This is a genomic window from Serratia sp. SSNIH1 (assembly GCF_002935055.1).
Lineage (GTDB): Bacteria > Pseudomonadota > Gammaproteobacteria > Enterobacterales > Enterobacteriaceae > Serratia > Serratia nevei.
This window is the reverse complement of the sequence record NZ_CP026383.1, coordinates 3,515,728-3,542,583: the sequence shown is the minus strand read 5'-3', so window position 1 is coordinate 3,542,583 and position 26,856 is coordinate 3,515,728. Positions and strand designations below refer to the sequence as shown.

25 protein-coding genes are annotated in these 26,856 nt (G+C 62.8%); 21 read left to right on the top strand and 4 right to left on the bottom strand.

The genetic code is table 11. The features are described 5' to 3' along the window. Nucleotides 1-56 precede the first annotated feature (56 nt). From C3F38_RS17165 to C3F38_RS17120, 10 genes are all read left to right on the top strand, one after another. Nucleotides 57-1,064 carry a 3-oxoacyl-[acyl-carrier-protein] synthase III C-terminal domain-containing protein gene (locus tag C3F38_RS17165; protein WP_038876992.1) on the top strand — a complete coding sequence of 336 codons (1,008 nt, stop codon included), beginning with the start codon at nucleotides 57-59 and terminating at the stop codon, nucleotides 1,062-1,064. Then, nucleotides 1,061-2,077, top strand: coding sequence for an NAD(P)-dependent oxidoreductase (locus C3F38_RS17160; protein ID WP_055316820.1), 1,017 nt, complete (start codon nucleotides 1,061-1,063; stop codon nucleotides 2,075-2,077). The genes C3F38_RS17165 and C3F38_RS17160 overlap by 4 nt, the downstream gene beginning before the upstream one ends. Continuing rightward, complete coding sequence (locus C3F38_RS17155) at nucleotides 2,070-2,876, top strand: MBL fold metallo-hydrolase (RefSeq protein WP_038876996.1); 807 nt, start codon at nucleotides 2,070-2,072, stop codon at nucleotides 2,874-2,876. The genes C3F38_RS17160 and C3F38_RS17155 overlap by 8 nt, the downstream gene beginning before the upstream one ends. Further along, entirely contained in the window at nucleotides 2,873-4,159 is a 1,287-nt protein-coding gene (locus C3F38_RS17150) for a F390 synthetase-related protein (protein WP_055316818.1), read from the top strand. The genes C3F38_RS17155 and C3F38_RS17150 overlap by 4 nt, the downstream gene beginning before the upstream one ends. Then, nucleotides 4,156-4,773, top strand: a complete 618-nt coding sequence (locus tag C3F38_RS17145; protein ID WP_038877000.1) for a phosphatase PAP2 family protein — start codon at nucleotides 4,156-4,158, stop codon at nucleotides 4,771-4,773. Before C3F38_RS17150 ends, C3F38_RS17145 begins: the two co-directional genes overlap by 4 nt. Beyond that, complete coding sequence (locus C3F38_RS17140; protein WP_048234334.1) at nucleotides 4,770-5,903, top strand: sterol desaturase family protein; 1,134 nt, start codon at nucleotides 4,770-4,772, stop codon at nucleotides 5,901-5,903. The genes C3F38_RS17145 and C3F38_RS17140 overlap by 4 nt, the downstream gene beginning before the upstream one ends. Then, nucleotides 5,896-6,978, top strand: a complete 1,083-nt coding sequence (locus C3F38_RS17135) for an acyl-CoA desaturase (protein WP_055316814.1) — start codon at nucleotides 5,896-5,898, stop codon at nucleotides 6,976-6,978. The genes C3F38_RS17140 and C3F38_RS17135 overlap by 8 nt, the downstream gene beginning before the upstream one ends. After that, the gene (locus C3F38_RS17130) at nucleotides 6,975-8,060 is read left to right on the top strand and encodes an acyl-CoA desaturase (RefSeq protein WP_055316812.1); all 1,086 of its coding nucleotides are present in this window, start codon (nucleotides 6,975-6,977) and stop codon (nucleotides 8,058-8,060) included. The genes C3F38_RS17135 and C3F38_RS17130 overlap by 4 nt, the downstream gene beginning before the upstream one ends. Nucleotides 8,061-8,166: 106 nt before the next feature. Continuing rightward, a complete protein-coding gene (locus tag C3F38_RS17125) occupies nucleotides 8,167-8,391 on the top strand; it encodes a hypothetical protein (RefSeq protein WP_025303190.1) in 225 nt (74 codons plus the stop codon). After that, nucleotides 8,388-8,654 carry a hypothetical protein gene (locus C3F38_RS17120; protein WP_055313318.1) on the top strand — a complete coding sequence of 89 codons (267 nt, stop codon included), beginning with the start codon at nucleotides 8,388-8,390 and terminating at the stop codon, nucleotides 8,652-8,654. Before C3F38_RS17125 ends, C3F38_RS17120 begins: the two co-directional genes overlap by 4 nt. Before the next feature lie 9 nt (nucleotides 8,655-8,663). Here the strand turns inward: C3F38_RS17120 and C3F38_RS17115 are convergent, their stop codons facing one another. From C3F38_RS17115 to C3F38_RS17105, 3 genes are read right to left on the bottom strand one after another with little or no spacing between them, the layout of a single operon-like run. After that, complete coding sequence (locus C3F38_RS17115) at nucleotides 8,664-8,816, bottom strand: DUF2474 domain-containing protein (protein WP_071605360.1); 153 nt, start codon at nucleotides 8,814-8,816, stop codon at nucleotides 8,664-8,666. A 14-nt stretch (nucleotides 8,817-8,830) separates the two neighbouring features. Next, nucleotides 8,831-9,838 carry a cytochrome d ubiquinol oxidase subunit II gene (cydB, locus tag C3F38_RS17110; RefSeq protein WP_038877014.1) on the bottom strand — a complete coding sequence of 336 codons (1,008 nt, stop codon included), beginning with the start codon at nucleotides 9,836-9,838 and terminating at the stop codon, nucleotides 8,831-8,833. Between the two features lie 2 nt (nucleotides 9,839-9,840). Further along, entirely contained in the window at nucleotides 9,841-11,241 is a 1,401-nt protein-coding gene (locus tag C3F38_RS17105) for a cytochrome ubiquinol oxidase subunit I (protein ID WP_004934615.1), read from the bottom strand. A 144-nt stretch (nucleotides 11,242-11,385) separates the two neighbouring features. Here C3F38_RS17105 and C3F38_RS17100 point away from each other — a divergent pair, with 144 nt between their 5' ends. From C3F38_RS17100 to C3F38_RS17075, 6 genes are all read left to right on the top strand, one after another. Then, nucleotides 11,386-12,804, top strand: coding sequence for a PLP-dependent aminotransferase family protein (locus C3F38_RS17100; protein WP_038877016.1), 1,419 nt, complete (start codon nucleotides 11,386-11,388; stop codon nucleotides 12,802-12,804). A 187-nt stretch (nucleotides 12,805-12,991) separates the two neighbouring features. Continuing rightward, the gene (locus C3F38_RS17095) at nucleotides 12,992-14,647 is read left to right on the top strand and encodes an ABC transporter substrate-binding protein (RefSeq protein WP_055316810.1); all 1,656 of its coding nucleotides are present in this window, start codon (nucleotides 12,992-12,994) and stop codon (nucleotides 14,645-14,647) included. A gap of 48 nt (nucleotides 14,648-14,695) precedes the next feature. Continuing rightward, on the top strand, nucleotides 14,696-15,652 hold the full coding sequence (locus tag C3F38_RS17090; protein ID WP_048234726.1) for an ABC transporter permease: 957 nt from the start codon (nucleotides 14,696-14,698) through the stop codon (nucleotides 15,650-15,652). Nucleotides 15,653-15,656: 4 nt separating this feature from the next. Beyond that, nucleotides 15,657-16,607, top strand: coding sequence for an oligopeptide ABC transporter permease (opp4C, locus tag C3F38_RS17085; RefSeq protein ID WP_048234330.1), 951 nt, complete (start codon nucleotides 15,657-15,659; stop codon nucleotides 16,605-16,607). Further along, nucleotides 16,604-17,590: an ABC transporter ATP-binding protein gene (locus tag C3F38_RS17080; RefSeq protein ID WP_047730511.1), complete on the top strand. Its 987-nt coding sequence runs from the start codon at nucleotides 16,604-16,606 to the stop codon at nucleotides 17,588-17,590. Before opp4C ends, C3F38_RS17080 begins: the two co-directional genes overlap by 4 nt. Then, on the top strand, nucleotides 17,580-18,548 hold the full coding sequence (locus C3F38_RS17075; protein ID WP_047730512.1) for an ABC transporter ATP-binding protein: 969 nt from the start codon (nucleotides 17,580-17,582) through the stop codon (nucleotides 18,546-18,548). The genes C3F38_RS17080 and C3F38_RS17075 overlap by 11 nt, the downstream gene beginning before the upstream one ends. A 2-nt stretch (nucleotides 18,549-18,550) precedes the next feature. Here the strand turns inward: C3F38_RS17075 and C3F38_RS17070 are convergent, their stop codons facing one another. Continuing rightward, the gene (locus tag C3F38_RS17070; protein ID WP_038877025.1) at nucleotides 18,551-19,525 is read right to left on the bottom strand and encodes an alpha/beta hydrolase; all 975 of its coding nucleotides are present in this window, start codon (nucleotides 19,523-19,525) and stop codon (nucleotides 18,551-18,553) included. Between the two features lie 666 nt (nucleotides 19,526-20,191). On the opposite strand from C3F38_RS17070, the gene C3F38_RS17065 reads away from it, so the two are divergent. From C3F38_RS17065 to astE, 5 genes are read left to right on the top strand one after another with little or no spacing between them, the layout of a single operon-like run. Beyond that, nucleotides 20,192-21,406 carry an aspartate aminotransferase family protein gene (locus C3F38_RS17065; protein ID WP_055316808.1) on the top strand — a complete coding sequence of 405 codons (1,215 nt, stop codon included), beginning with the start codon at nucleotides 20,192-20,194 and terminating at the stop codon, nucleotides 21,404-21,406. 52 nt (nucleotides 21,407-21,458) lie between these two features. Then, nucleotides 21,459-22,493 (top strand): arginine N-succinyltransferase, encoded by a 1,035-nt coding sequence (astA, locus tag C3F38_RS17060; RefSeq protein ID WP_047730514.1) that lies wholly within the window; start codon nucleotides 21,459-21,461, stop codon nucleotides 22,491-22,493. After that, nucleotides 22,493-23,965 (top strand): succinylglutamate-semialdehyde dehydrogenase, encoded by a 1,473-nt coding sequence (gene astD / locus C3F38_RS17055; RefSeq protein ID WP_038877345.1) that lies wholly within the window; start codon nucleotides 22,493-22,495, stop codon nucleotides 23,963-23,965. The genes astA and astD overlap by 1 nt, the downstream gene beginning before the upstream one ends. 52 nt (nucleotides 23,966-24,017) lie before the next feature. Then, nucleotides 24,018-25,358, top strand: a complete 1,341-nt coding sequence (gene astB, locus C3F38_RS17050) for an N-succinylarginine dihydrolase (protein ID WP_038877031.1) — start codon at nucleotides 24,018-24,020, stop codon at nucleotides 25,356-25,358. 10 nt (nucleotides 25,359-25,368) lie between these two features. Continuing rightward, a complete protein-coding gene (astE, locus tag C3F38_RS17045; RefSeq protein WP_038877034.1) occupies nucleotides 25,369-26,352 on the top strand; it encodes a succinylglutamate desuccinylase in 984 nt (327 codons plus the stop codon). Nucleotides 26,353-26,856 lie beyond the last annotated feature (504 nt).

Sequence of the window (26,856 nt, the reverse complement as noted above, 5' to 3'; positions counted from 1 at the left end):
CTTTGCGCCGTGCGGGAGAATCGCTTTATGGATAGTCAGGTTAATCAACAACAATAATGACCACACAATGTCGCTCACCCGAGCTGTTGCCTCTGAAAATCATCGCCACCGGGGCTGCGTTGCCGCCCAACCGCGTGGCCTCCTCTACGCTCGATGCCCGCCTGGGGAAACCGGCCGGCTACGTTGAAAAACGCTCGGGCATCGTTTACCGCTATCATGCCGCCGACGACGCCAGCCAGGCCGAGCTCGCCGCCGCCGCGCTGCAAGACGCGCTGGCCCGCAGCGCCATTCCGGCAGCCTCCATTGACCTTTTGATCTCCGCCTCGGCGATAGCGGTGCAGGCGCTGCCGTGCACCGCCGCGCATATTCTCAAGGTCGCCGGACTGGCACCGGGTACGCCGGGCTTCGACATCAACAGCAGCTGTGTCAGCTTTATCTCTGCGCTGCAGGTGGCGGCGGGGCTGTTGAACGCCGGGACGTATCGGCGTATCGCCATCGTCTCGGCGGATCTCGCTTCGCGCGGCATCGACTGGCAGCACGAAGAATCGTCGCTGATCTTTGGCGACGGCGCCGCCTGCGCCATCGTGGAGCGCGGTGACGGCACAGGCGGTATCCTCGCCAGCCTGGTGGAAACCTATCCCGCCGGCAGCGAACTGTGCGAGATCCGCGCCGGCGGCACGCGCCGTAACCCGCGCGCCGGCATGTGCGAGCAAGACTTCCTGTTTCATATGCAGGGCAAGCCGCTGTTCCGTCAGGCGTCGGCGCTGATTGAGGGCTACCTCGACCGGCTGCTGAGCGCCAGCGGCTTGACCCTGGGGCAGATCGCCACCGTGGTGCCGCACCAGGCCAGCCATTTGTCGCTCGAACATATGCGCAAACGGCTGCACGTCTCCAGCGAGGCGCTGGTGGACATCTACCGCCATCACGGCAACCAGGTGGCGGCCTCTATCCCGACCGCGCTGCATGCCGCCGTGACCACCGGGCGCTTCAACCCCGGGCAGCCGGTGATGCTGATCGGCACCGCCGCCGGGCTGGCGCTGGCCGGCATGGTGTTGCTGCCATGAGGGTGCTGGTGAGCGGGGCGACCAGCGGGCTGGGGCGCAACGCGGCGGAGTGGTTGCTGGAGGCCGGGCATCAGGTGCGCGCCACCGGCCGCGATGAGCTGGCCGGCGAAGCGTTGCGTCAACTGGGCGCCGAATTTTACTCGCTCGATCTGGCGCAGGCCACGCCGCAGCAGTGCCGGGAGCTGGTGACCGACTGCGAGTGGGTGTGGCACTGTGCGGCCAAGTCTTCGCCCTGGGGCAGCAAAGCGGAATTTCACCGCATCAACGCCGCAGCGACGGACAAGCTGGCGGAGGCGGCCGGGCGCTGCGGCGTGCGGCGCTTCGTGCATATCTCCACGCCGGCAATCTACTTCGATTTTCAGCCGCATTACGATCTTGATGAGGGTTATCGCGCCCGGCGCTTCGCCAACCACTATGCCGCCAGCAAGCACGCCGCCGAGCAGCGGCTGTTGGCGCAGGCGAAGATCTACCCGCAAACCACCTATATTATTCTGCGGCCGCGCGGCCTGTTTGGCCCGCACGATCGGGTGATCGTGCCGCGGCTGTTGCAACAGCTCGAACGCGATCGCGGCGTGCTGCGCTTGCCCGGCGGCGGGCAGGCGTTGCTGGATCTGACCTTTGCTCCGAACGTGGTGCACGCCATGGAGCTGGCCAGCCGGCAACGCGGATTGCCGTCCGGCGCCGTGTACAACATCACCAACCACCAACCGCAGCGGCTGGCGGAGATGCTGGATGCGCTGCTGCGCCAGGAGCTGGGGCTGCGTTACCGGCTGCAGGCCGTGCCGTATCCACTGTTGCAGGCGCTGGCCGGCGGCATGGAGCTGTGGGCAAGCCTGAGCGGCAAGGAACCGCTGCTGACGCGCTACAGCGTGGCGGCGGTGCATTTTGACATGACCCTGAGCCAGACCCGCGCGATCGAAGAGCTGGGCTATCGGCCGCGTTACTCAATGGAGGAGGGGATCCGCCTGACCGGCGAGTGGCTGCGGCAGCAAGGAGGCATACAGCATGGCTAAGGTCACCGTATTTGAAGTGGGCTATTGCACGCATATCGGCTGCATGGCGCTGCGCGGCGCCGGGTTCCGGGTGTGTAAATTCCCGGCACGCGCCTATCTGCTGGAGGTGGGGCAGCGCCGCTGGCTGTGGGATACCGGCTACGCGCATTATTTTCAGCAGCACACGCAGTCGGGGGTATTCAGCCTTTACCGCCGCATGACGCCGGTCTATTTCGATCCCGCCGAGTCGTTGGCGCATCAGCTGCGCGAAGCCGGCTACGCCGAAGGCGACATCCAGGCGCTGATCGTCTCGCACTTTCACGCGGATCACATCGCCGGGCTGCAGGATTTCAGCCACCTCGATTTTATTTGCTCCGGCGAAGGCTGGCAGCAAACCCGCGGGCTGCGCGGTTTCGCGGCGCTCAAGCGCGCCTTTATTCCCGGCCTGATCCCGGCGGATTTCGAGAGTCGTCTGCAGTTTATGGAGGCTTTTCCCTCGGTGGCGTTGCCCGCGCTGCTGGCGCCGTTCGATCGCGGTTACGCGCTGCCGGGCAGCGAAGGGCAGATTGTCCTGGTGCCGCTGCCGGGGCATGCGGCCGGCCATATCGGCGCCTTTATCCTCACCGACGCCGGCTGGACGCTGTTGGCCAGCGACGCCGCCTGGTCGCCGCAGAGCTACCAGACGCTGCGCGGGCCTTCGCGCCTGGCCAATCTGGTGATGGACGACGCGGTGGCGTACACCCGCACGCTGGAACGGCTTAACCAACTGTGGGCGGGCGGCCAGGTCAACATTTTGCTGTGCCACGAGGGGGACCTGTGATCCCCTTCATGACCCTGTGGCACTATTTCCGCGCCCGGCGCCTGCGCTTTGGCGATCGTGCGGCGCTGGAGGCGCATCAGGCCCGGCAGCTCGCGGGCTTTGCCCGCCGGGTGCTGAGCAAGAGCCCCTATTTTCAGTGCTTCAACCGCCGGCCGTTCGCCGAATGGCCGCAGATGGACAAGGCGCTGATGATGGCGCAGTTTGACCGGATGAATACCGCCGGGCTGAGCCGGGAGGCGGTGCTGGCCTGCGCGCAGCGCAGCGAGGCGGATCGCGATTTCACGCCGAAGATCGGGCGCTACAGCGTCGGGTTGTCGTCCGGCACCTCCGGGCAGCGCGGCGTGTTTGTCGTCAGCCCGCGCGAACAGCAGGTGTGGGCCGGTGGCATGCTGGCGAAGATGCTGCCGGACGGGCTGTTGGCCGGCGAGCGCGTCGCCCTGTTTCTGCGGGCGGACAATAATCTCTATCACAGCGTAAACAACCGTTGGCTGAGCCTGGCGTTTTACGATCTGCTGGCGCCGTTCAGCGAGCATCTGCCCGCACTGGAACGGCAGGCGCCCAGCATCATCGTGGCCCCGGCGCAGGTGCTGCGCGCCCTGGCGCTGGCGGTGCTGGCCGGGCAGGTGAAGCTGCCGGTCAAAAAAGCGATCTCGGTCGCCGAGGTGTTGGAAGAGCAGGATCGCCGTCTGCTGATGCAGGTGTTCCCGGCGGTCGGCGAAGTGTATCAGGCCACCGAGGGGTTCCTTGCCGCCAGCTGCGCGCACGGCACGCTGCATCTGAACGAAGAGTTTTTGCATATCGAACCGCAGTGGATCGACGAGCAGCGTTTTACGCCGCTGATCACTGATTTCACCCGCAGCACGCAGCCGATCGTGCGTTATCGGCTGGACGATGTGCTGGTGCTGCGCAAGGAACCCTGCCCGTGCGGGCAGCCGACGCGGGCGATTGCGCGTATCGAAGGGCGGCGCGACGATCAGCTGATGTTACCCGATGCGCAGCGGCAACCGCAGGCGGTGTTCGCCGATGCCTGCAGCCGGACGATCGCCAATGCGTTGCCGCTGACCAGCGATTACCGCCTTATCCAGCGCGGCGAGCATCGGCTGGAGCTGATCGCCGATTGCAGCCCGGCGGCGTTGGCGCACTGCCAGGCGCAGCTGATCGCGCTGTTCGCTCGCCAGGGCATCGCCACCGATCGGCTCGAATGGCGGCTGACGGCGCAGGCGGTTTTGCCGCAGTTCGATCGCAAGCGGCGGCGTATCGTGCGCCAGGCGGAGGAAGCATGAAGAATACGCTGTTCAGGCTAGGGCACATGTTGCTCGGCTGGGGGACGGTCGGGGTCGTGTATAGCCTGACCGATCGTTTGCAGGGGGCGGGAACTTTGCTGCCGCTGTCGGCGCTTGACCGGGCGATCCCGTTTAACCCGGCGGCCATTTGGCTCTATCTTTCGTTCTTCCTCATCGTCCCCGCGGGCTATTTGCTGGCGCCGCTGCAGCGAATCAAATGGCTGACGCTGGCGATGCAGCTGACGGCGCTCGGCGCCGGGGCAGTTTACCTGCTGTGGCCGACCACCATGGCCTACCCGCAGAACGAGGGCGTAGGGATCAGCGCGCAGCTGCTGGCGGCGTTAACGCAGGTGGATTCGCCGCAAAACTGCCTGCCGTCGTTGCACATGGCGCTGACGGTGCTGGCGGTGTGGGCGCTGAGCGACGGCGAGCGCAAAGTGCGGACGGCGCTGTGGATGCTGTGGGGCGTGGCGATCGCGTTCTCCATCCTGCAGCTGCGCCGCCATTTGTTTGTCGATCTGGCCGGTGGTGCGCTGCTGGCGCTGTTCGCCGGCTGGCTGGCCCTGCGCATAAAGGCCCTGCGCCGGCGCGTGGTTAAAGGAGAAGTGGGATGAGCGATCTGGCGTTGCCGATAGTGTTCATGCTGTTCATCGTGGTGGCCGAGGCGGTGGCGCTGCAGTGGGGGCGCCGTGAGCCGGTCAACTGGCACGATCTGGTGTTCAATCTGAACTCCGGCCATATCATGCTGTGGCTGTTCCGCGGGCTGGAGATCACCTGCTACGGCTACGTGGCCGCGCATTTCAGCCTGGGGCTGCTGGATGCCTGGCCGCCGCTGCTGATGTGGCTGTTCGCCCTGCTGGCGTGGGACTTCGGTTTCTACTGGCTGCATCGCCTGCACCACCGCTTCCGCGTGCTGTGGGCGGTACACGTGGTGCACCACCAGGGGGAGCACTTCAACCTGTCGCTGGGGGTGCGCAACTCCTGGTATTCGTCGTTGACGTCGATCCCGTTCTTTTTGCTGCTGGCGCTGGCGGGCGTGCCGCTGTCGGTGTTCGTCGCGGTGTCGATTTTTCACTACAGCATTCAGCTGTTTAACCACAATGCGCTGACGCCGAAGCTGGGCATGCTGGAAAAAATCCTGGTCACGCCGGCACACCACCGGGTGCATCACGTCAAGGACATGGCGTATTCCAATAAGAACTTCGGCGGCAGCTTTATCTTTTGGGACAAGCTGTTCGGCACGTTCTGCCCGGCGCTACCGACCACGCCGTTCAGCTACGGCGTCAGCGGCGATCGGCCGTCCGCGAACCCATTCTGGGCGAGCAATCTGCCGTTCCTGCGCTATTTCCGTCTGGCCTGGCGCCCGGCACCGGGCCGGCCGCGCGACCGCCGTTCGGCGCTCAGCGTCTTCAGCGGCGCCATGCTGTTGTTCTCGCTGGTGGTCGGTTACGTCTACCAATACGGTTATGGTTACGGCGACATCAGCTGGCCGCAAATGGCGCTGCTGGTGCTGCTGGCGTTGGGCTCGGTGGCGCTGGGCGGCATGACGGAAGGGCGGCCGTGGGCGAGCGCCGTCTGGCTGCTGATCGCGCTGGGCATGCCGCTGCTGTTTATCGGTTATCTTGGCTGGCCGCAGCGCTATTGGCATATCGCCATGGCCGCCGTGGCGCTGCATGCCCTGTGCGTGGCGCTGGGCTGGGGGCGAGTGGCCGCACCGGCCGCCGTGGAGGAACCGCATGGCTGAATCATTACCGCCGCTGCGTTTCCCCACCGATGGCGAGCAGGCGTTTCACCGCGATCTCAAGCGCGCGGCACACGCCTGCCTGGGGGGCGATCATCGCTATGCCGATACCGCGCGGCTGGCCAAGGCCGCGCTGTTGCTGGCGCTGTGCGTCGGGTTTTATGCCCTGAGCCTGATGCAGCATCAGCCCTGGGCGTTTTTCCTCTGCTATTTCCTGTTCGTGGCCATGGGCATGCTGCTCAACGTCAACGTCAATCACGATGCTTCGCATAACGCCTTCTTGCGCGCGCCCTGGGCCAATCGCCTGGTGGGGCGGTTGGTGACGCTGCCGCTGGGCGTCGATCCGGACTATTGGCGCACGCGGCACGTGGATTACCACCACGTTTACGCCAACGTCGAACACTACGATCTGGACACCGAAGAGAACGGCTTTTTCCGCCAGACGCCGTTCCAGCGCTGGCGGCCGCATATGCGCTATCAGCATCTGTACTGGCCGCTGATCGCCGCGCTCTCGCTACCCTACATCGCGTGGATTTTCGATTGGTCCGATCGGCTCGATAAAACGCCGCTGCGGGAAAAACGCGTGCTGGCGGGGCGCGGCGGTTGGGCGCTGTTCGTGCTGTGCAAATTGCTCCATGTGGCGCTGGTGCTGGTGGTGCCGCTGATCCTGTGCCACCTGCACGGCATCGGTTGGGGCTGGGTGCTGTTGGCTTACGCGCTCAGCCAGATGTTTGCCTCGCTGCTGGTGGTGTTCCTGCTGCTGGGCACCCACTGGGCGCAGGCCGAGTTTTACCCGGCGCCGGCGGGCGACAGCATGCCGCACGGTTGGTACCGGCACAATTTCGCCACCGCCTGCGATTGGCAGCCTGAGCCGCGCTGGCTGGAGCACCTGACCGGCGGGCTGAACTATCACCTGACCCACCACCTGTTTCCCGGCTGGAATCACCGCCACTATCCGGCGCTGGCCGCCGCGGTGGCGGAAGTGGCGCAGCGGCACGGCATGGTGTATCGCTGCATCGGCTATCGCGAACTGCTGGCGCAGCAACAGCGCTTCTTGCGCCTTATGGGGCAGCCATGAAACCGCTGCGCCCGTTAGCCTATCAGCGCGACGACAGTGGGCTACATCGCGCGCTGATGCAGGCCGCCCAGCATTATCTGGCGGCCAACGGCGATCACCGCTTCGCCGACGGCGGCATGCTGGTGAAGGTGGCGCTGTTGTTGACGCTGTGCGGCCTGTGTTACGGGTTGAGCCTGCAGCAGCAAAACGGCTGGGCGTTTTTCGCCTGTTATTTCGGCTTTATCTTTATCGGCATGTTCCTGACGGTGAACGTGGTGCACGACGCCTCGCATAACGCGTTTTTCCGTCGGCCCTGGGCCAACCGCTGGCTGAACGCCCTGGTGAGCGTCCCACTGGGGCTGGATCCCGACTGCTGGCGCGTGCGCCACGTGCTGTTTCACCATGCCCATAACAATATCGAACATTACGACCCCGACATCGACGCCAACGGCGTGCTGCGGCAAACGCCGTTCCAGCGCTGGCGGCCCTTTATGCGCGCCCAGCGTTACTATTGGCCGCTGGTGGCGGCGCTGACGTTCCCGTACTACATCTGGCTGTTCGACTGGCTGGACCGGGCGGGCCGCACCCGCGTGGCGGCGCGCATGGCGCAGCAGGGCGTGCGCGGCTGGTGCGGATTTCTGGCGGGCAAGGCGGCGCACCTGCTGCTGGCGCTGGCGATCCCGTGCTGGCTGCTGCCGCCGGCCATCGGCATCGGGCAAATTCTGCTGGTCTATTTGCTGAGCCAGATGCTTTCTTCATTGCTGTTCGTGATGTTGATCATCGGCACCCACTGGGCCAAAGCCAATTTTTATCAGGCGCCGGCGCAGGGTGCGATGCCGCACGGCTGGTATCACCATGTGTTCGCCACTACCTTCGACTGGCTGACCCGGCCGCGCTGGCTGGGATACTGGCTCGGCGGGGCGAACCTGCATTTGACGCATCATCTGTTCCCGCACTGGAGCCACCGCCATTACCCGGCGCTGAGCCGCATCATCGGCGAGGTGGCGCCGCGTTTCGGCATCGACTACCGCCTGCTGGAGCTGGAGGCGCTGTTGCGCCTGCAGCAGCGCTTCCTCAGCGCGATGGGGCGCAAACCGCATTAGCGTTGCATGTGGATCGTGCGAGGCGTTACGCAGTTCACTAATTGAACGATATTTGCCCTTCCAGTAGACTTTCCCCCTGTGAATCAACGGCCACAGGAGGTGGACTATGCGCAGCTTGCCGATTCGGTTATCGAACAAAATTGATGATGATCTGAACGATATTGCCCGGCGTCACGGGATGGAAAAAACGGAGGTAATCAAAATGGCGTTTGCACTGATTACCCTTGCCGATAAGTACTGGATGAAACAGGATGGTACTTCTCTTGGCATTGTACGGGAGAAGGGTGAACAGCTTGAAGCGGTGGGGCGGGTCGTGGAGATCTTCCCATGAACATCGAAAGCCGTAATTTGCACGATGAGGCCAGCCAGGTTTATCTGGAGCAGGTCTTGGTCTTCGACGAAATGGAGCGGCTGCGCCTGGCGCGCCAGGTGCTGTGCGGGATATTCGCGGTTAGCGTGGGCGTATTTGCCGCCCACGCGTATTGGGAGAAAAACGAAGCACTGAGGCAAGCGTTCGAACTGGTGAAGATCGGCGCCTTGCCGCTGGTCACGCTGGTGGTATCCTTCTACTTTCCCAACAGCGCGGCCCGATAAGGCGCCGCGTCAATGCGACTTCATGCCCGCCGCGGTCATCAGCAGGCGGAACAGCGAGGCGACCACGAACAGCCCCAGCACGCTGGCGCTCCAGATGATCACCAGCCAACCGATGCGTTTCCACCAGGGCGCCGGCGCGGCGGTTGCCGTTTTATCTTGCATAGCGTCCTCCCTTCTCAGTGATAGCCGTGTTCATGGCTGATCTTGCCGCGGAACACGTAGTAGCTCCAGAAGGTGTAGACCAGAATGATCGGGATGATGAACAGCGCGCCCACCAGCATAAAGCCGAGGCTCTGTGGCGGGGCGGCGGCGTCCCACAGGCTGATGGCCGGCGGGATCAGGTGCGGCCAGATGCTGATGCCAAGCCCGCTCAGGCCGAGAAACACCAGCAGCAGCGTCAGTATGAACGGCGAGTAGTGCGCGCCGCGTTTCACCCCGCGTTGAATCCCCCAGGCGCTGAGCAGCACCAGCACCGGCACCGGCAGCAGCCAGAACAGGTTCGGCAGCGTAAACCAGCGGGCGGCGATTTCCGGATGCGCGATCGGCGTCCAAATACTGACCGCGGCCAGCACCAGCAACAGGATCGCCAGCAGCGGTGTCGCCAGGTGATACATGCGCGCCTGCAGGTCACCGGCGGTTTTCATCACCAGCCAGGTACAGCCGAGCAGGGCGTAGGTCACCACCAGCCCCAGCCCGCAGAACAGCGCAAACGGCGTCAGCCAGTCCAGCGCGCCGCCGGCGTAGGTGCGGCCTTCGACCGGGAAGCCGTTGATCACGGCGCCTACCACCACACCCTGGCTGAAGGTGGCGAAGACAGAGCCCCAGATGAACGCCTTATCCCAGATGTGGCGTTTCTCCGGCTTCGCCTTGAAGCGAAACTCGAAGGCCACGCCGCGGAAAATCAGCCCGATCAGCATCAGCGTCAGCGGGATGGCCAGCGCGTCGAGGATCACCGAGTAGGCCAGCGGGAAGGCGCCGAACAGCGCCGCACCGCCCAGTACCAGCCAGGTTTCATTGCCGTCCCACACCGGGGCGACGGTGTTCATCATCAGATCGCGGTCGCCGCTCTCTTTCACCCACGGAAACAGGATGCCGATGCCCAAGTCAAAACCGTCCATCACCACGTACATCATGGTGCTGAACACGATGATCACAAACCAAATCAGCGGAAGATCGATACCCATGTTCAGCTCCTGTCGTCCAGAGTGTCGTTGACCGCGGACAGCGGACGTGCCGGGCGGCCCTCGGTATTGTCTTCTTGGTGTTCATGCGGCTGCGGCCCTTTGCGGATCAGGCGCATCATGTAGGAATACCCCACGCCGAACACCGAGCAGTAGACAATAATGAACGCCAGCAGGCTGATGCTCATGTGCAGGTCGCCGTGCGCGGAGACCGCGTCCTTGGTGCGCAGCAGGCCGTATACCACCCATGGCTGGCGGCCGATCTCGGTGGTGAACCAGCCCGCCAGCAGCGCCAGCAATCCGGAAGGCCCCATCCACAGGATGAAGTACAGGAACGGACGCGACTGATACAGCCCGCCGCGCCAGCGCAGCCACAGGCTCCACACCCCGGCGAGTATCATCAGCATGCCCAGTCCGACCATGATGCGGAACGACCAGAACACCACGGTGGAGTTGGGGCGATCTTCCGGCGGGAAGGATTTGAGCGCCGGTACCTGTTCGGTCAGGCTGTGGGTCAGGATCAGGCTGCCGAGGTACGGCACCTCCAGCTTGAAGCGGGTCTCTTCGCGCTGCATGTCCGGCCAACCGACCAGGATCAGCGGCGTGGCTTCGCCCGGCGGGTTTTCCCAGTGGCCTTCAATGGCGGCGATCTTCGCCGGCTGGTGTTTCAGCGTATTCAGTCCGTGCGCATCGCCGATCAGCGCCTGCACCGGCGCGACGATCAGCGCCATCCACATCGCCATCGACAGCATCTTGCGCATCGCCGGGGTGTCGCGGCCGCGCAGCAGGTGCCAGGCGGCGGAGGCGCCGACGAAGAACGCCGAGGAGAGGAAGGCTGCGGTGGACATGTGCAGCAGGCGGTACGGGAAGGACGGGTTGAAGATCACCTTCAGCCAGTCGACCGGCACCACCTGGCCGTTGATGATTTCATGCCCCTGCGGCGTCTGCATCCAGCTGTTGGAAGCCAGGATCCAGAAGGTGGAGATCAGCGTGCCGAGCGCCACCATGCAGGTGGCGAAGAAGTGCAGCCCCGGGCCGACGCGGTTCCAGCCGAACAGCATCACGCCGAGGAAACCGGCTTCGAGGAAGAAGGCGGTCAGCACTTCATAGGTCAGCAGCGGCCCGGTAATGCTGCCGGCGAACTCGGAGAAGAAGCTCCAGTTGGTGCCGAACTGATAGGCCATCACCAGCCCGGACACCACGCCCATGCCGAAGTTAACGGCGAAAATCTTTGACCAGAAATGGTAAAGCTCGCGATAGGCTTCATTGTGCGTTTTCAACCATAACCCTTCCAGCACCGCCAGATAGCTGGCTAAACCGATGGTGATGGCGGGAAAGATGATATGGAAAGACACGGTGAAGGCGAACTGTATTCTGGCGAGTTCCAGTGCATCAAGACCCAGCATGGCGCCTCCTAGGGTTGAACATAAATTAGCCTCTTGAGTATAGCTGTCATTTTTATGTGAAATACTTGGCGTTAAGTTAAGCACGGAGTACAGTGACTATAATAGTGACAGTTATTTTACTTTTTCATATAACAGTTAATGGTTATGACCCGATACGAGCAGCTTGCGCAGCAGATTAGAGAACAGATCCAAAACCGGGTGTGGCGGGCGGGTGACAAGCTGCCTTCGCTGCGCGAGAGCGGCAAACGCGCCGGATTAAGCCTGATGACGGTGGTGCAGTCTTACCAACTGCTGGAGAGCCAGGGATGGATCGTCGCCCGGCCGCAGTCGGGCTACTACGTGGCGGCGCGCCCGCAGCCGCTGCCCCAGCCTTCGCGCGGCGAGAAGCTGTTGCTGAGCGAGCAGGTGGACATCAACGCCTTTATTTTCGACGTGCTGCAGGCCTGCAAGGATCCGGATATCGTGCCTTTCGGTTCGGCCTTTCCCGACGCCACGCTGTTCGCCCAGCCGAAGCTGGCGCGGGCGCTGAGCAGCGTAGCGCGCAAGTTCACGCCGCACAGTTCGCTGGCCAACCTGCCGCCGGGCAACGACGCGTTGCGGCGGCACATCGCCCAACGCTATGCGCTGAGCGGCATGCAGGTCGCGCCGGACGAAATCGTCATCACCGCCGGGGCGATGGAGTCGCTCAGCCTCAGCCTGCAGGCGGTGACCCAACCGGGCGACTATGTGGCGATCGAATCGCCGGCGTTTTACGGCGCGCTGCAGGCGCTGGAACGGCTGCGGTTAAAGGCGGTGGCGATCGCCACGCATCCGCAGGACGGTATCGATCTGGACGCGCTGCAGCAGGCGGTGGAACAGTATCCGATCAAAGCCTGCTGGCTGATGACCCACTTCCAGAACCCGCAGGGCGCCACCCTGCCGGAGGCCAACAAACAGCGTCTGGTGACGCTGCTGCGCGACCGGCAGATTTCGCTGATTGAAGATGACGTTTACGGTGAGCTGTACTTCAGCGCGGAACGGCCGCTGCCGGCCAAAGCGCTCGACAGCGGCGGCCAGATCCTGCATTGCTCGTCGTTTTCCAAATGCCTGGCGCCGGGCTTTCGCGTCGGCTGGGTGGCGGCGGGGCGTTATGCGCAGCAGGTCCAGCGTTTGCAGCTGATGAGCACCGTTTCCACCAGCGTGCCGACCCAAATGGCGCTGGCGGATTATCTGCTGCACGGCGGCTACGATACCCATCTGCGGCGGCTGCGGCGCCTGCTGGCACAGCGCCAAAGCGCGATGCGTCAGGCGATCGCCCACCATTTCCCGCCGACGGTGAAGGTCAGCCAGCCCGACGGCGGGTACTTCCTGTGGCTGGAGCTGGATCCGGCGCTGTCGTCGATGGAACTGTACCGGCGGGCCCTTTCCCGGGGGATCAGCATCGCGCCGGGGCGCATGTTCACGACCGGTGACCATTTCAACCACTGCTTCCGTCTCAACGCCTCTTTTGAATGGAACGATCGGTTTGAAGAGGCGATCAAAACCTTAGCCAAACTTATCCGGGGGCTGGCGGCGGCAGGCTGAACCGCATTTTGCACGGCGCTTCGCCCCAGAAAAATTCATAATGCTTTTTTCGGCAATGGAATGCCGGTTTCGTTGTTAGACAGCCCTCCAGCCGCCCATTACTCTGCGATAAATTTTGTCACATTTTTATCAACGGGAAGACGAGGGGCTGTGGGTGAGTGGAATAAAAAATAGGCTAAACAAACTGTTGCGCTATCGGCTGACGCCGCTGGCGTTGGTCTGCGCGCTGGGGCTGAGCGCCGGCGCGCAGGCGGAAACGCTGGCCGAAGGCACCACGCCGGCCAGCGACGCCGCTCGGGTGCCGGCCGCCGCCAAACTGCGCAAAGACACCGTGGTGGCGGGCATCTCGGAGCCGCAGGGGATTTTCAACCCGTATCTGTTCACCAACGGCTGGGACGAGAACGTGACCGACGTGATCTTCAGCCGCCTGATCGGCCTGGACAGCCGGGGCAAACCGGAAGGGCGCCTGGCGCAGTCCTGGCAGGTCAGCCCCGATAATCTGACCTACACCATCAAGCTGCGGCCGAATCTGCTCTACAGCGACGGCTCGCCGCTGAAGGCCGACGATATCGCCTTTACCCTGACGCTGTTGCACGATCCGGCCTATGACGGCGATACCGATATCACGCCGGCGCACATTCAGGGCGGCGCCGAGTATAAAAACGGCACCGCGGCCGGCATCAGCGGCCTGAAGGTGATCGACGATCGCACCATTCAGATCGTCACCACCCAACCGGGCGCGACCACGTTGCAACTGATCGGCGGGCCGGTATTGTCGCGGGCTTACTACGGCAAAGACTATCAGCGCGGCAAGCTCGACGGCGTGCGCGCCTTGAACGGCAAGCCGCTCGGCAACGGCCCCTATATTTACGACAAGTACGTGCCGGGGCAGGAGATCCGCTTCCACGCCAACCCGAACTTCTACCTCGGTGCGCCGCCGATGGCGCGCTTTATCTACCGCGTCACCAACCCGGCCACCAACTTCCAGCTGTTCCAGACCGGTGAGACCGACTACGACGCCTTTACCGCCAAGCCGGACGATATCGAACAGCTCAAGCTGCTCGGCTTCGCCAATATCAACCTCTACAGCTCAAGCGATTACAGCCGCATCGACTTCAATCTCAAGCGCCCGGCGCTGCAGGACAAACGGGTGCGTCAGGCGCTGATCTACGGCCTGGATCGGCAAAGGCTGATCGCCGTGGTGTACCAGGGTTACGGCAAGGTCGCCAACCAGCCGATCTCGCCGATCTCCTGGGCTTACGACGCCAACGGCATCAATCCCTACGCTTACGATCTCGATAAGGCCGGGAAACTGTTGGACGAGGCCGGTTGGCGAGTGGGCGCGGACGGCATTCGGCAAAAAGACGGTAAAAAGCTGGAGCTGACGCTGCTGGTGACCAAAAAGCTGATCAACGATGCGCTGGTGCCGATCGCCAAGGACAACTACCGCCGGCTCGGCGTGGTGCTGAAACCGCAGGTATTGGATTTCAACGCGCTGCTGGCGCAGCGCAAGGCGGGCAACTATGACCTGGCGTCCCTCAGCACCAGCACGCTGAACGATCCGCACGACGGCGTGCGCGATTTCATCAGCCGCGAGAGCGAGACCGGTTATCACAACCCGCAGGTGGATGCGCTGATCGCCAGGGCCAACGCCACGCTGGATATTGCGCAGCGCAAGCCGTTGTACCATCAGCTGTATCAGGCGTTGGCGGACGATCCGCCGGTGATCCTGCTCGGCAACCGCGAGATTTTGAGCGCCAGCAGCGCGCGCGTCACCGGCTTTAAACCGGATATCTACAACGGCTTGGTCGGCAGCCTGCCGAACGTCAAACCGGCGCCGTAACGCCCTGACGCCGCCGCGCCATTCCGGGCGGTGGCGATGGAATTCGCGATGAGAAATTTTATCCTGCGCCGTCTGTTGCAGACGATCCCGATGCTGCTGTTGGCTTCCTTGCTGATTTTTTGCATCTTCGCCCTGGCGCCCGGCGACTTTATCGACGGCAACATCAACCTGACCGCGCAACGCGCCGCCGAGCTGCGGGCGCTGTACGGGTTGGATCAGCCGTTGTTCAGCCGTTACCTGCACTGGCTCGGCCGGCTGCTGCAGGGCGATCTCGGCTTTTCGCTGCAGTATCAGATCCCGGTCAGCACGCTGCTGAACCAATACATCTGGAACTCGTTCCTGCTGGCGGCGGTGGCGATGGTGCTGTATTGGGGCATCGCGCTGGCGGTGGGGGTGATCTCGGCGATGAAACCCTATTCGCTGTTCGATCATCTGATCACCGTGGCGGTGTTCGCCGCCATGTCGTTTCCGACGTTCTTCCTGTGTCTGCTGCTGATCAAATGGTTCGCCGTCGATCTGCACTGGCTACCGGCGGGCGGCATGCTGCGCACCGGCAGCGAAGCGAGCGGGCTGGCCTGGGCACTGGAGGTGGCGGCGCACCTGCTGCTGCCGGTGCTGGCGCTGGTGATGCTGCAGGCCGGCAGCCTGACGCGCTATTTCCGCGCCAGCATGCTGGACGTGATCCGCATGGACTATATCCGCACCGCGCGCGCCAAGGGGCTCAGGGAGAAAACGGTGATCCTCAAACACGCGCTGCGCAATGCGCTGCTGCCGATCGTCACCCTGCTGGGGTTCGAGCTGCCGGGATTGTTCTCCGGCGCGCTGATCACCGAAAAAATCTTCAACTGGCCGGGCGCCGGGCATATCCATATCGATTCGCTGGCGGCGCGTGATTACCCGGTACTGATGGGATTCACGCTGTTTCTGGCGGCCCTGACCATTCTCGGCAATCTGCTGGCGGACATTCTGTACGCCTATGCCGATCCGCGCATTCGCTTGAGGTAACGCTATGTTGGCTACGCTGTTTTTCGGCCGCCGCCGCCGCTGGCGTCAGGCGCAGCTGCCGGCGCTGGCGCAACTGTCGCCGCCGCCCGCCGCGCAGGCCTGGCGACGGTTGCGCCGCCACCGGCCGGCGATGATCTCGCTGGCGTTGCTGGTGCTGTTGGCGTTGTTGTGCCTGATTGGGCCGTCGTTGTCGCCGTGGCGCGACGACGCCGGCGACGTGCTGAATATCAATCAGGCGCCGAGCGGCGCGCACTGGTTGGGTACCGACTTTCTCGGCCGCGATATCTGCACCCGGCTGCTGCTGGCGGGGCGGATATCGCTGACCATCGGCCTGGTGTCGATGCTGCTGTCGGTGACGCTGGGCTATGTGCTGGGGGCGCTTGCCGGTTATCTGGGCGGCGTGGCGGACAGGCTGATCATGCGCTTCGCCGATCTGCTGATGACCATCCCCGGCCTGCCGCTGCTGATCATTATGGGGGCGATGCTGACCGAGCTCGACGTCTCGGCGGACTACCGCATCTACATGGTGATGATCATGCTGAGCCTGCTGGGCTGGCCGTCGCTGGCGCGGCTGGTGCGCGGCCAGATCCTGTCGCTGCGCGAGCGGGATTTCATGCTGGCCACCGAGGTGCTGGGGCTCTCCACCCGGCGGCGTCTGTTCGGCCATCTGCTGCCCAACACCGTGCCGATTTTGGTGGTGGTGGCCACCATGGCGGTGGCCAACGCCATTCTCAGCGAATCGGCGCTGAGCTACCTCGGGCTGGGCGTGGTGCCGCCGACGCCATCGTGGGGCAACATGATGGATGCCGCCAACAGCCTGATCGACTTTCAGCGCCGCCCCTGGCTGTGGATGCCGCCGGGGCTGGCGATCTTCGTCACCGTGGTGGCGATCAATATCTTGGGCGACGGCCTGCGGGACGCGCTCGATCCGAAAATGAACGGGGTAACACGATGAGTCAACCGCTGGTGGCGTTCGATCGACTGTCGGTGTCGTTTCAGGGAGAGCAAGGGCCGGTGCGGGCGGTGCAGCAGGTCAGCCTTGAGCTGCAGGCCGGGCAAACGCTGGGGATCGTCGGCGAGTCGGGCTGCGGCAAAAGCGTGACCGCCATGGCGCTGATGGGGCTGTTGCCGCAGCCGCTGGCGCAGGTAGACGGCGGTGAAATTCGCTTTGAAGGGCAGAACCTGCTGTCGCTGCGGGCATCAAAGATGGCCGATCTGCGCGGCAACCGGCTGGCGATGATCTTTCAGGAGCCGATGAGCGCACTCAATCCGGTGTTGACCCTCGGCGAACAGCTGGTGGAGCCGCTGATTCGCCACCTGGCCCTGTCGCCGAAAGCGGCCTGGGGTCAGGCGGTGCAACGGCTGGCGGAAGTGGGATTGGCGCGCGCGGAGGCGCTGATGCGCTGCTACCCGCATCAACTGTCCGGTGGCATGCTGCAGCGCGTGATGATCGCCATGGCGATCGGATGCCGCCCGGCGCTGCTGATCGCCGATGAGCCGACCACGGCGCTCGACGTCACGGTACAGGCGCAGATCCTGGCGTTGCTGCGCGAGCAGAGCCGACGACACAACATGGCGATGATCTTGATCACCCACGATCTCGGGGTGATCGCCCAGATGGCGGACCGGCTGGCGGTGATGTACGCCGGGCGCGTCGTCGAGCAGGGCACGACCCGGGAAGTGTTGGCCGAGCCGCGGCATCCTTATACTCAGGGGCTGATCGCCTCGCGGCCGGTGCCGGGCCAGCGGCTCCGCCGTCTGTATTCCATTCCCGGCCAGGTGCCGGATCTGGCGCGCTTGCCAGAACACTGTGCGTTTGCCGAGCGCTGTGCGCAGGCCTCCGCTCGCTGCCGCGATGGCATCCCGCCGCTGTACGGCACGCCGCAGCGCCAGTCCGCCTGTTTCCTCAACGCTGGAGGGCGCCCGCATGTCGACTGAACCTCTGGTGGAAGTGAAAGGATTAAAGAAATACTTCCCGCTGCGCGACGGGCTGTTCGGGCGAACCAGCGGCCAGCTGAAGGCGGTGGACGACGTCAGCTTCAGCATTCGCAAGGGCCGCATTTTCGGGCTGGTGGGCGAGTCCGGCAGCGGCAAAACCACCGTTGGCCGCACGCTGCTTGGCCTGCACGACAAAACCGCCGGCGAGGTGATGTTCAAAGGGCAGGCGTTGGATAGCCTGAGCAAAGAGGCGTTGCGCGCCCTGCGGCCGAAAATGCAGCTGGTGTTTCAGGATCCGTACAGCTCGCTGAATCCGCGCCTGCGCGTGGGCGACGCCATCGGCGAAGCGCTGTTGCAGCACGGCCTGGCGAGCAAGGCGGAACTGCGCGAGCGGGTGCTCGATACCCTGTCGATCTGCGGACTGTCTCCACAGCATTACGGGCGGTTTCCGCATGAGTTTTCCGGTGGCCAGCGCCAGCGCATCGGCATCGCGCGCGCGCTGATCCTGCAGCCGGAGTTTATCGTCGCCGACGAACCGATATCGGCGCTCGACGTGTCGATTCAGGCGCAGATCATCAATCTGTTTTCCGATTTGCAAGAACGGCAGGGGGTGACGCTGCTGTTTATTTCGCACGATCTCGGCGTGGTGGAGCATCTGTGTCAGGACGTGGCGGTGATGTACCTGGGGCAGATTGTCGAGAGCGCCGACCGCGATGCGTTATTTCGCCGGCCGCTGCATCCCTACACGCAGGCCTTGCTGGCGGCGGTGCCGACGCTGGATGTACATCGCTTTCCGCCGCGGGCAGCAAGCGGCGAGCCGCCCAATCCCGCCAACCCGCCGCACGGCTGCCGTTTCCATCCGCGCTGCCCGCAGGCCACGGCGCAGTGCCGTGAACAGGCGCCGCGCCTGCGTAGCGTGGCGCCCGGTCATCAGGTGGCGTGCCACGTGGTCGGCTAGCGTCAGGACAGGTAGTGCTTCAACGCGCGCCCGGCCTGATGGATCGCCGAATGCACCGCCGGGACGTGGGCGAGCGGATTCAACAGGCCGTAGTCGTGGATCAGCCCGTTATAGCGGGTGGAGGTGACCTCGACGCCGGCGGTATCGAGCAGACGCGCGTAGGCTTCGCCCTCATCGCGCAGCACGTCCAGCTCGGCGGTTTGCACCAGCGCCGGCGGCAAACCCCGCAGCTGTTCCGGCGTGGCGTTGAGCGGCGAGGCGTAGATGTCTTTGCGCTGCGCCTTATCGGGCGCGTAGCTGTCCCAAAACCACTTCATCATGTTGCGAGTCAAGAAATGGCCTTCGGCGAACTGATGATAGGAGTCGGTATCAAACTGGGCGCGGGTGACGGGCCACAGCAGGATCTGGCAACGCAGCGCCGGTATGCCTTTCTCTTTGGCCATCAGGCTGACCACCGCCGCCATATTGCCGCCGGCGCTGTTGCCGACCACCGCCAGCCGCGAACCGTCGACGTTGATCTTCTCGCCGTACTCGGCCACCCATTCGGTGGCGGCGTAAGCCAGGTTGATCGCCTCAGGGTAGCGCACCTCCGGTGAACGGGGATAGTTGACGAACACCGCCGCCGCGCCTGAGCTGTGCACCAGATCGCGCACCAGCCGTTCATGGGTGGGGAAATCGCCCAGCACCCAGCCACCGCCGTGAAAGAACATGAATACCGGCAGCGCCTCTTTGACCCTGGCCGGCCGCACCAGCTGCAGCAGAATATCCTGACCTTCTACGTGAATGGTTTTCTCGCTGATCTCGACCTCGCGCAGCGGCACCTCGACGCTGCGTTGCGCGTCCTCCAAGACCCTGCGCGCCTCTTTGGGCTTCATCTGTTCCATGGGTTTACCACCGCCGGTATTCAGCGCGTCGAGAAACGCGTGGATGTCGTGCTGGGCGTGCGGCTGGCTGAGATCGACGGTTTTCTTGGGCATGGTGACTCCTTGTGCGCAGAAGAGAAGGGGCGGTCAGGATCACAGTGTAGTCGCTGGCGCACAAAGCAGGAGCCGCGGTCAGCGCGGCCCTGTTTCGGGAGCATGGTGGGTGGGATCTCTGCGTCGCTGCCGCGTTGCACGATTTTGGCGCACCGCTGCACCCGATGGGGGCAAAAAGTGTGACAGCGAGCAAAGAGGGGGGAAATTATTTTTGCGAGCCCGATCAGAAATCCTGAAGTTTTTCGTAATTGAATAGGATTTCGCGCGCAAGGATGATTTTAGGCCTTATTTTTTAATTTATGCATTACCAATGCATAGAAAATGAATAAATATTCATTATAAGCCGTTGTTTTAACGTAAAAAATAGCAAAATCCGGCAAAAATCCCGTTTTGGCACGATAGCTGCTCTACACTCTTTATCAAACGACATGTATTTTAACTGCTCGTTAACATTTACTCCCCGCTCAGGGACCGGATATACGCCATAAATAGTGAAAAACCGATTTTATGTAACAGATTTGTTTCTAAATCAGCGGTAAGGGACAGCATTTTCTCCGCCCGGAAAGTCGGTTTTGAACAACGGTTTTTTTGCATTGTGGCGGCCTAGCCGGGCTTGAGCGGTCCTTACAGTCAAAATTCAGCCTTTGCTGAGATTATGAGGTCACTATGGAACAGCCAATCGCAGTTACCCGTCAGTCTTTCGATGACTGGATGGTCCCGGTTTATGCCCCTGCCGATTTTATTCTGGTGCGGGGAGAAGGATCGCAGGTGTGGGATCAGCAGGGTAAGTCTTACATCGATTTCGCCGGCGGCATCGCGGTTAACGCGTTGGGGCATGCGCACCCGGCGGTCAAGGCGGCGCTGGTGGAGCAGGCGGGCAAACTGTGGCATCTGGGCAATGGCTATACCAACGAACCGGTGCTGCGCCTGGCCAAAAAGCTGATCGACGCCACCTTCGCCGACAAGGTGTTCTTCTGTAACTCGGGCGCCGAAGCCAACGAAGCGGCGCTGAAACTGGCGCGCAAGCATGCGCACGATCAGCACGGCGCCGGTAAAGATCAGATTTTGGCGTTCAACAACGCGTTCCACGGCCGCACGCTGTTTACGGTGTCCGCCGGTGGCCAGCCAAAATACTCGCAGGACTTTGCGCCGCTGCCAGGCGGCATCACCCATACGCCGTATAACGATCTGGCCGCAGCGGCCGAGCTTATCAACGATCGCACCTGTGCGGTGATCGTCGAGCCTATCCAGGGCGAAGGCGGCGTGCTGCCGGCGGAAGGCAGTTTCCTGCAGGGGCTGCGTGAACTGTGCGATCGCCATAATGCGCTGCTGATCTTCGACGAAGTGCAGACCGGCGTCGGCCGCACCGGCCATCTGTATGCCTACATGCAGTACGGCGTGGTGCCTGATGTACTGACCACGGCCAAAGCGCTGGGCGGCGGCTTCCCGATCGGCGCCATGCTGACCACCGATGCGCTGGCGAAAACGCTGGGCGTCGGCACCCACGGCACGACCTACGGCGGCAACCCGCTGGCGACGGCGGTGGCGGGAGCGGTGTTCTCCATCATCAACACCCCGGAAGTGCTGGAAGGCGTCAAACAGCGTCACCAGTGGTTTATCGACGGGTTGAACGACATCAACCGCCAGTATCCGATTTTCGCCGAGATTCGCGGCGGCGGTTTGCTGATCGGCTGCCAATTGACGAAAGACTATGCCGGCAAAGCGAAGCAGATCACCCAGCTGGCCAATGAAGAAGGCGTTATCGCGCTGATCGCCGGCCCGGACGTGGTGCGTTTCACGCCGTCGCTGATCATCCCTGAGCAGGATGTGAAAGAGGGGCTGGCGCGATTCGCGCGCGCCGTGGCGCGCATTTGCAGCTAATCAGCGGGCTGCGCCTTCACCGGCGCAGCCTGATTCAGAAGAGGTTCGCATTATGATGATTATTCGCCCTATAGAGCGTCGCGATCTGGCGGATTTGCTGACGCTTGCCGGTAAATCCGGCATCGGTCTCACTTCACTGCCGCAAAATGAAGATACCCTGTCGGCACGCATTGAGCGGGCGTTAAAAACCTGGCAAGGCGAACTTCCGCAAAGTGACCAGTGTTATTTGTTCGTGTTGGAGGACAGCGAGCGCCGGCAGGCGGTGGGTGTCTGCGCGATTGAAGTGGCCGTCGGCCTGGCGGAACCCTGGTACAGCTTCCGCGTCGGCACGCAGGTGCACGCTTCCAAACAGCTGAACGTCTATAAATCGGTGCCGACGCTGTTCCTCAGCAACGACCATACCGGCCATTCGGAGCTGTGCACGCTGTTCCTCGATCCGGATTATCGTCACGGCGAGAACGGCAAGCTGCTGTCGAAGGTGCGTTTCCTGTTTATTGCCGCGTTCCGCGAGCGTTTCTCACGGCGCCTGATCGCCGAGATGCGCGGTTTCTCCGATGAAAACGGCCGTTCGCCGTTCTGGGAGAGCGTCGGCCACCATTTCTTCTCCATCGAGTTCGCCAAGGCGGACTACCTGAGCGGCACCGGGCAAAAGGCGTTTATCGCCGAGCTGATGCCGAAACATCCGCTGTATGTCGATTTCCTGGCCGAAGACGCGCAGAAAGTGATCGGCGAGGTGCACCCGCAAACTTTGCCGGCGCGCCGGTTGCTGGAGGCGGAAGGCCTGAGCTATCAGGGCTACGTCGATATCTTCGACGGCGGCCCGACGCTGGAAGCCGAGATCGATCACATCCGCGCGGTGAAGCAGAGCCGCCTGGTGAAAGTGGTGCTGGATGACACGCCGATGCGCGCCGATGCGCCGGTGCATCTGGTGGCCAACGACAACTATCAGAACTACCGCGCACTGTTGGTCAATGCCGATCTGTATGACGACCGCCTGCATATCAACGCCGCCACCGCTGCGGCGCTGGGCGTCGAGCAGGGCAGCCCGGTGCGGGTGCTCCCCCTTATTGCACAGGAGAAACCATGATGTCCCATCCTGCACTGTTGATTAACGGCGTCTGGCGGCAGGGCCGCGGCGCGGAGTTCGGCAAGGCCGATCCGGTCGGCAACCAGCCGCTGTGGCGTGCCAACGCCGCCGACGCCGATGACGTCGCCGCCGCCTGCGAAGCCGCGCGCGCCGCATTCCCCGGCTGGGCGCGTACGCCGTTCGAGCAGCGCGAACAGCTGGTGAAACGCTTCGCCGCTTTGCTGGAAGAACATAAACAGTCGCTGGCGGAAACCATCAGCCGCGAGACCGGCAAACCGCGCTGGGAAACGCTGACCGAAATTCAGGCGATGATCGGCAAAGTGGGCATTTCGCTGCAGGCCTATCAGACGCGCACCGGCTTTAGCCAGGCGGCGATGGCTGACGGCGCTTCGGTGCTGCGCCATCGTCCGCACGGCGTGCTGGCGGTGTTCGGGCCTTACAACTTCCCCGGCCATCTGCCGAACGGCCATATCGTGCCGGCGCTGTTGGCCGGTAACTGCGTGGTATTCAAACCGAGCGAGCTGACGCCCCTGACCGCCGAGGAGACCCTCAAGCTGTGGCTGCAGGCCGGTCTGCCGGACGGGGTGATCAACCTGGTGCAAGGCGGCCGTGAAACCGGCGAAGCGCTGGCGGCCAGTGCGGATATCGACGGCCTGCTGTTCACCGGCAGCGCCGGCACCGGTTATCACCTGCATCGCCAACTGGCGGGGCAGCCGGAGAAGATCCTGGCGCTGGAGATGGGCGGCAACAACGCGCTGATCGTCGACGGTTTCGACGATCGCGATGCGGCGGTCAACCTGGCTATCCAATCGGCGTTTATCTCCGCCGGTCAACGCTGCACCTGTTCACGCCGTATTCTGGTGAAGCAGGGGGCCGAAGGCGACGCCTTTATCGCGCGTCTGGTCCAGGTGGCGGGCGAACTGCGGGTCGGCCGCTGGGATGCCGAACCGCAGCCGTTCATGGGCGGGGTGGTGTCGGCAACCGCGGCGGAAAACATGCTGAAAGCGCAGCAGCACTTGCTGGCGCTGGGCGGCAAATCGCTGCTGACCATGCGCCTGCTGGAGCCGGGCAGCTCGCTGCTCAGCCCGGGCATCGTCGATCTGACCGGCGTGGCCGGCGTACCGGACGAAGAGTATTTCGGGCCGTTGACCACCATCGTGCGTTACCGCGATTTCGACGAGGCGCTGCAGCTGGCCAACCGGACGCGCTACGGCCTGTCGGTAGGGCTGGTATCGCCGCAGCGCGAGCTGTTCGAGCGATTGCTGCTGGAAGCGCGCGCCGGCATCGTCAACTGGAACAAGCCGCTGACCGGAGCGTCCAGCGCGGCGCCGTTCGGTGGCGTGGGCGCCTCCGGCAACCATCGCCCAAGCGCCTTCTATGCGGCGGACTATTGCGCCTGGCCGATGGCGTCGCTGGAAAGCGAAAGCCTGTCGCTGCCGGCGACGCTCTCGCCGGGCTTGTCGTTCCGTTAATCGTCTACGGCGGCGCGCCGGCGTCGCCGTACGCTATCCCCAGGGGATAAACATGTCAGGATATGAAGTCAATTTCGACGGTTTGGTGGGGCCGACGCACCACTATGCCGGGCTGTCGTTCGGCAACGAGGCGTCGACGCAGCATCAAAACAGCGTATCGAACCCGAAGCTGGCGGCGAAACAAGGCTTGCTGAAAATGAAGGCGCTGGCCGATCTCGGTTTCCAGCAAGGGGTATTGCCGCCGCAGGAACGCCCGCATTTGCCGATGCTGCGTCGCCTGGGCTTCAGCGGCAGCGATGAGGCGGTGCTGGCGCAGGCGATGCGTCAGTCGCCGCGCCTGCTGTCGGCGCTCAGTTCGGCGTCGTGCATGTGGACCGCCAATGCGGCCACCGTGTCGCCCTCGGCGGACAGCGCCGACGGCAAGGTGCATTTCACCGCCGCCAACCTGAATAACAAATTCCACCGCGCCATCGAAGCGGAAACCACCACCGCCGTATTGCGGGCGATGTTCAGCGACGATCGGCATTTCGCCCACCATGAGGCGCTGCCGCAGGTGGCGTTGTTCGGTGACGAAGGGGCGGCCAACCACAACCGTTTGGGCGGCGACTACGCCAAACGCAGCGTGCAGGTGTTCGTCTACGGTCGGCAGGAGTTCGGCGGCGAAACGGCGCCGGCGCGTTATCCGGCGCGCCAGACGCGCGAAGCCGGCGAGGCGATCGCTCGCCTGCACCAGCTGGACGAGCAGCATACGGTCTTCGTGCAGCAAAACCCGGCGGTGATCGATCAGGGCGTATTCCATAACGACGTGATTGCGGTCAGTAACCAGAACGTGCTGTTCCACCACCAGCAGGCGTTTTACCGCCAGCAGCAGGCGCTGGATGAAGTGCGCCGCAAGATGGCGACGCTGGACAGCGAGCTGGTGGCGATCGAAGTGCCGACGGAGCGCGTCTCGGTGGCGGACGCGGTGGCGACCTACCTGTTCAACAGCCAAATTCTTACCAAGCCGAACGGCAAGATGATGATCGTCGTGCCGGAGGAGTCGCGTCAGCACGCCGGCGTGTGGCGTTATCTCAACGACATGGTCGGCAGCGGCGGCCCGATCGATGAAATTCGCGTGTTCGACCTGCGTGAAAGCATGCGCAACGGCGGCGGCCCAGCCTGCCTGCGGCTGCGGGTGGCGCTTAACGAGCAGGAGCTGCGGGCGGTTAACCCACGCGTAATGATGAACGAGCGGCTGTTCGCGACGCTGAACGAATGGGTCGACCGCCATTATCGCGATCGCCTGACGCAGGATGATCTGGCCGATCCGCTGCTGCTGCGCGAAGGGCGCGAGGCGCTGGATTCGCTGACGTCGATCCTCGGTCTCGGCTCCATCTATCCATTCCAACGCTAAGGGAGGCGTCATGATCGATCTACTGCCCCTGACGCTGGAAGGGAACGAACCCGTCGAATGGCAAGGTGAAACCCCGCAGCTGCGCTGGCGCTGGCAGGGGGAAGGGGTGCTGGAGCTCACGCCGCGGCAGCCCTACCGCCAGGCAATGGTGATGTCGGCGGGGGTGCACGGCAACGAAACCGCGCCGATCGAACTGCTCAATCAGCTGGTCGGCGACCTGCTGACCGGCCGGTTGCCGCTGAGGGTGCGGCTGTTGGTGGTGCTGGGTAACCCGGCGGCGATGCGGGCCGGCAAGCGTTATCTGCACAGCGATATGAACCGCATGTTCGGCGGCCGCTACCGCAACTTCGCCGCCAGCGGCGAAACCGTGCGTGCGCAGCAGCTGGAGCGTGCGCTCGCCGCCTTTTTCGATGGCGAACAGGCGGCGCGTTTCCATTACGATTTGCACACCGCCATCCGTGAATCGCGTTTGCCGCGCTTTGGCATTCTGCCTTTCCAGAAACGCCCGTACAGCGAGCCGATGTTGAAGCTGCTGGATGCGGCCGATCTGGATGCGCTGGTGGTACACAGCGCGCCGGGCGGCACTTTCAGCCACTATTCCAGCGAACATCTCAATGCGGCGAGCTGTACGCTCGAGCTGGGCAAGGCGCGGCCGTTCGGCAGCAACGATCTGCAGCAGTTCGCCGCCATCGATCTCGCTCTGCGGGCGGCGGTCAGTGAAGGGCCCCTGCCGGCGCGTGCGGCCGATGAGATTCGGGTATTCCGTGTGATGCACTCGTTGATCAAACACAGCGAGGATTTCAAGCTGCATCTGGATGATGACACCGCCAACTTCACCGAGTTGAAACCGGGGATGTTGCTGTGCGAGCAGCCGCAGGAGGAGTATCGCGTTGGCCAAGAGGGCGCGTGGATACTGTTTCCTAACCCCACTGTGGCGCTGGGCCTGCGCGCCGGCATGTTGTTGAGCGAAGTTTCCCGTTCTACGTTGTATTAATTTATCCTCGGCGGCGCCGTCAGCGCGCTGCCGTTTATTCCTTTCATTATTTTAATCTGCTATTTCCCGCTATTTAAATGGCCATAAATCGAATTTTATTCGTTCTATAGGGATTTCTTTATGTGAATGAATAAAGGCCGTATTCAGCCGTTATCGGAAAGCCTTAATTGCCTGGTGACTTTGTTAAGATAAAAATGTGAAATAAGTAACGCTTTTAATAACCATGCTAATCTTGTTGTTACTTTTGAATCGCGCAGAAAGCACGCAAAACGAAACCAAAATGCACTAAATTGGTGCGTTGCACCGTTTTGGTTATAAGTTATGTGATAAAAATTTTTTATATTCAATGGGTTATGCGTTCTCTTTTTTGAAATATATGGTTACAAATAAACATGCTTTCTCCTCGTTGTTTCATGAACTTTTTGATTTTAAGTTTTGATTCATGATGCTAATGTCACATCACCCCAGCATGAGGGGAGCTCATAAAATACCAAAAGATAAAAT

Excerpts from the sequence above, each read along its gene's own strand:
- cydB (WP_038877014.1), bottom strand. The coding sequence starts at position 9,838 with ATGGGTATCGATCTTCCGCTGATTTGGTTTGTGATCATCGTGTTCAGC.
- astB (WP_038877031.1), top strand. The coding sequence starts at position 24,018 with ATGTCAGGATATGAAGTCAATTTCGACGGTTTGGTGGGGCCGACGCAC.
- C3F38_RS17165 (WP_038876992.1), top strand. The coding sequence starts at position 57 with ATGACCACACAATGTCGCTCACCCGAGCTGTTGCCTCTGAAAATCATC.
- C3F38_RS17115 (WP_071605360.1), bottom strand. The coding sequence starts at position 8,816 with ATGCAAGATAAAACGGCAACCGCCGCGCCGGCGCCCTGGTGGAAACGC.
- opp4C (WP_048234330.1), top strand. The coding sequence starts at position 15,657 with ATGTTGGCTACGCTGTTTTTCGGCCGCCGCCGCCGCTGGCGTCAGGCG.
- astE (WP_038877034.1), top strand. The coding sequence starts at position 25,369 with ATGATCGATCTACTGCCCCTGACGCTGGAAGGGAACGAACCCGTCGAA.
- C3F38_RS17100 (WP_038877016.1), top strand. The coding sequence starts at position 11,386 with ATGACCCGATACGAGCAGCTTGCGCAGCAGATTAGAGAACAGATCCAA.
- C3F38_RS17140 (WP_048234334.1), top strand. The coding sequence starts at position 4,770 with ATGAGCGATCTGGCGTTGCCGATAGTGTTCATGCTGTTCATCGTGGTG.
- C3F38_RS17160 (WP_055316820.1), top strand. The coding sequence starts at position 1,061 with ATGAGGGTGCTGGTGAGCGGGGCGACCAGCGGGCTGGGGCGCAACGCG.
- C3F38_RS17080 (WP_047730511.1), top strand. The coding sequence starts at position 16,604 with ATGAGTCAACCGCTGGTGGCGTTCGATCGACTGTCGGTGTCGTTTCAG.
- astD (WP_038877345.1), top strand. The coding sequence starts at position 22,493 with ATGTCCCATCCTGCACTGTTGATTAACGGCGTCTGGCGGCAGGGCCGC.
- C3F38_RS17070 (WP_038877025.1), bottom strand. The coding sequence starts at position 19,525 with ATGCCCAAGAAAACCGTCGATCTCAGCCAGCCGCACGCCCAGCACGAC.
- C3F38_RS17155 (WP_038876996.1), top strand. The coding sequence starts at position 2,070 with ATGGCTAAGGTCACCGTATTTGAAGTGGGCTATTGCACGCATATCGGC.
- astA (WP_047730514.1), top strand. The coding sequence starts at position 21,459 with ATGATGATTATTCGCCCTATAGAGCGTCGCGATCTGGCGGATTTGCTG.
- C3F38_RS17065 (WP_055316808.1), top strand. The coding sequence starts at position 20,192 with ATGGAACAGCCAATCGCAGTTACCCGTCAGTCTTTCGATGACTGGATG.
- C3F38_RS17125 (WP_025303190.1), top strand. The coding sequence starts at position 8,167 with ATGCGCAGCTTGCCGATTCGGTTATCGAACAAAATTGATGATGATCTG.
- C3F38_RS17075 (WP_047730512.1), top strand. The coding sequence starts at position 17,580 with ATGTCGACTGAACCTCTGGTGGAAGTGAAAGGATTAAAGAAATACTTC.
- C3F38_RS17120 (WP_055313318.1), top strand. The coding sequence starts at position 8,388 with ATGAACATCGAAAGCCGTAATTTGCACGATGAGGCCAGCCAGGTTTAT.
- C3F38_RS17105 (WP_004934615.1), bottom strand. The coding sequence starts at position 11,241 with ATGCTGGGTCTTGATGCACTGGAACTCGCCAGAATACAGTTCGCCTTC.
- C3F38_RS17130 (WP_055316812.1), top strand. The coding sequence starts at position 6,975 with ATGAAACCGCTGCGCCCGTTAGCCTATCAGCGCGACGACAGTGGGCTA.
- C3F38_RS17135 (WP_055316814.1), top strand. The coding sequence starts at position 5,896 with ATGGCTGAATCATTACCGCCGCTGCGTTTCCCCACCGATGGCGAGCAG.
- C3F38_RS17090 (WP_048234726.1), top strand. The coding sequence starts at position 14,696 with ATGAGAAATTTTATCCTGCGCCGTCTGTTGCAGACGATCCCGATGCTG.
- C3F38_RS17145 (WP_038877000.1), top strand. The coding sequence starts at position 4,156 with ATGAAGAATACGCTGTTCAGGCTAGGGCACATGTTGCTCGGCTGGGGG.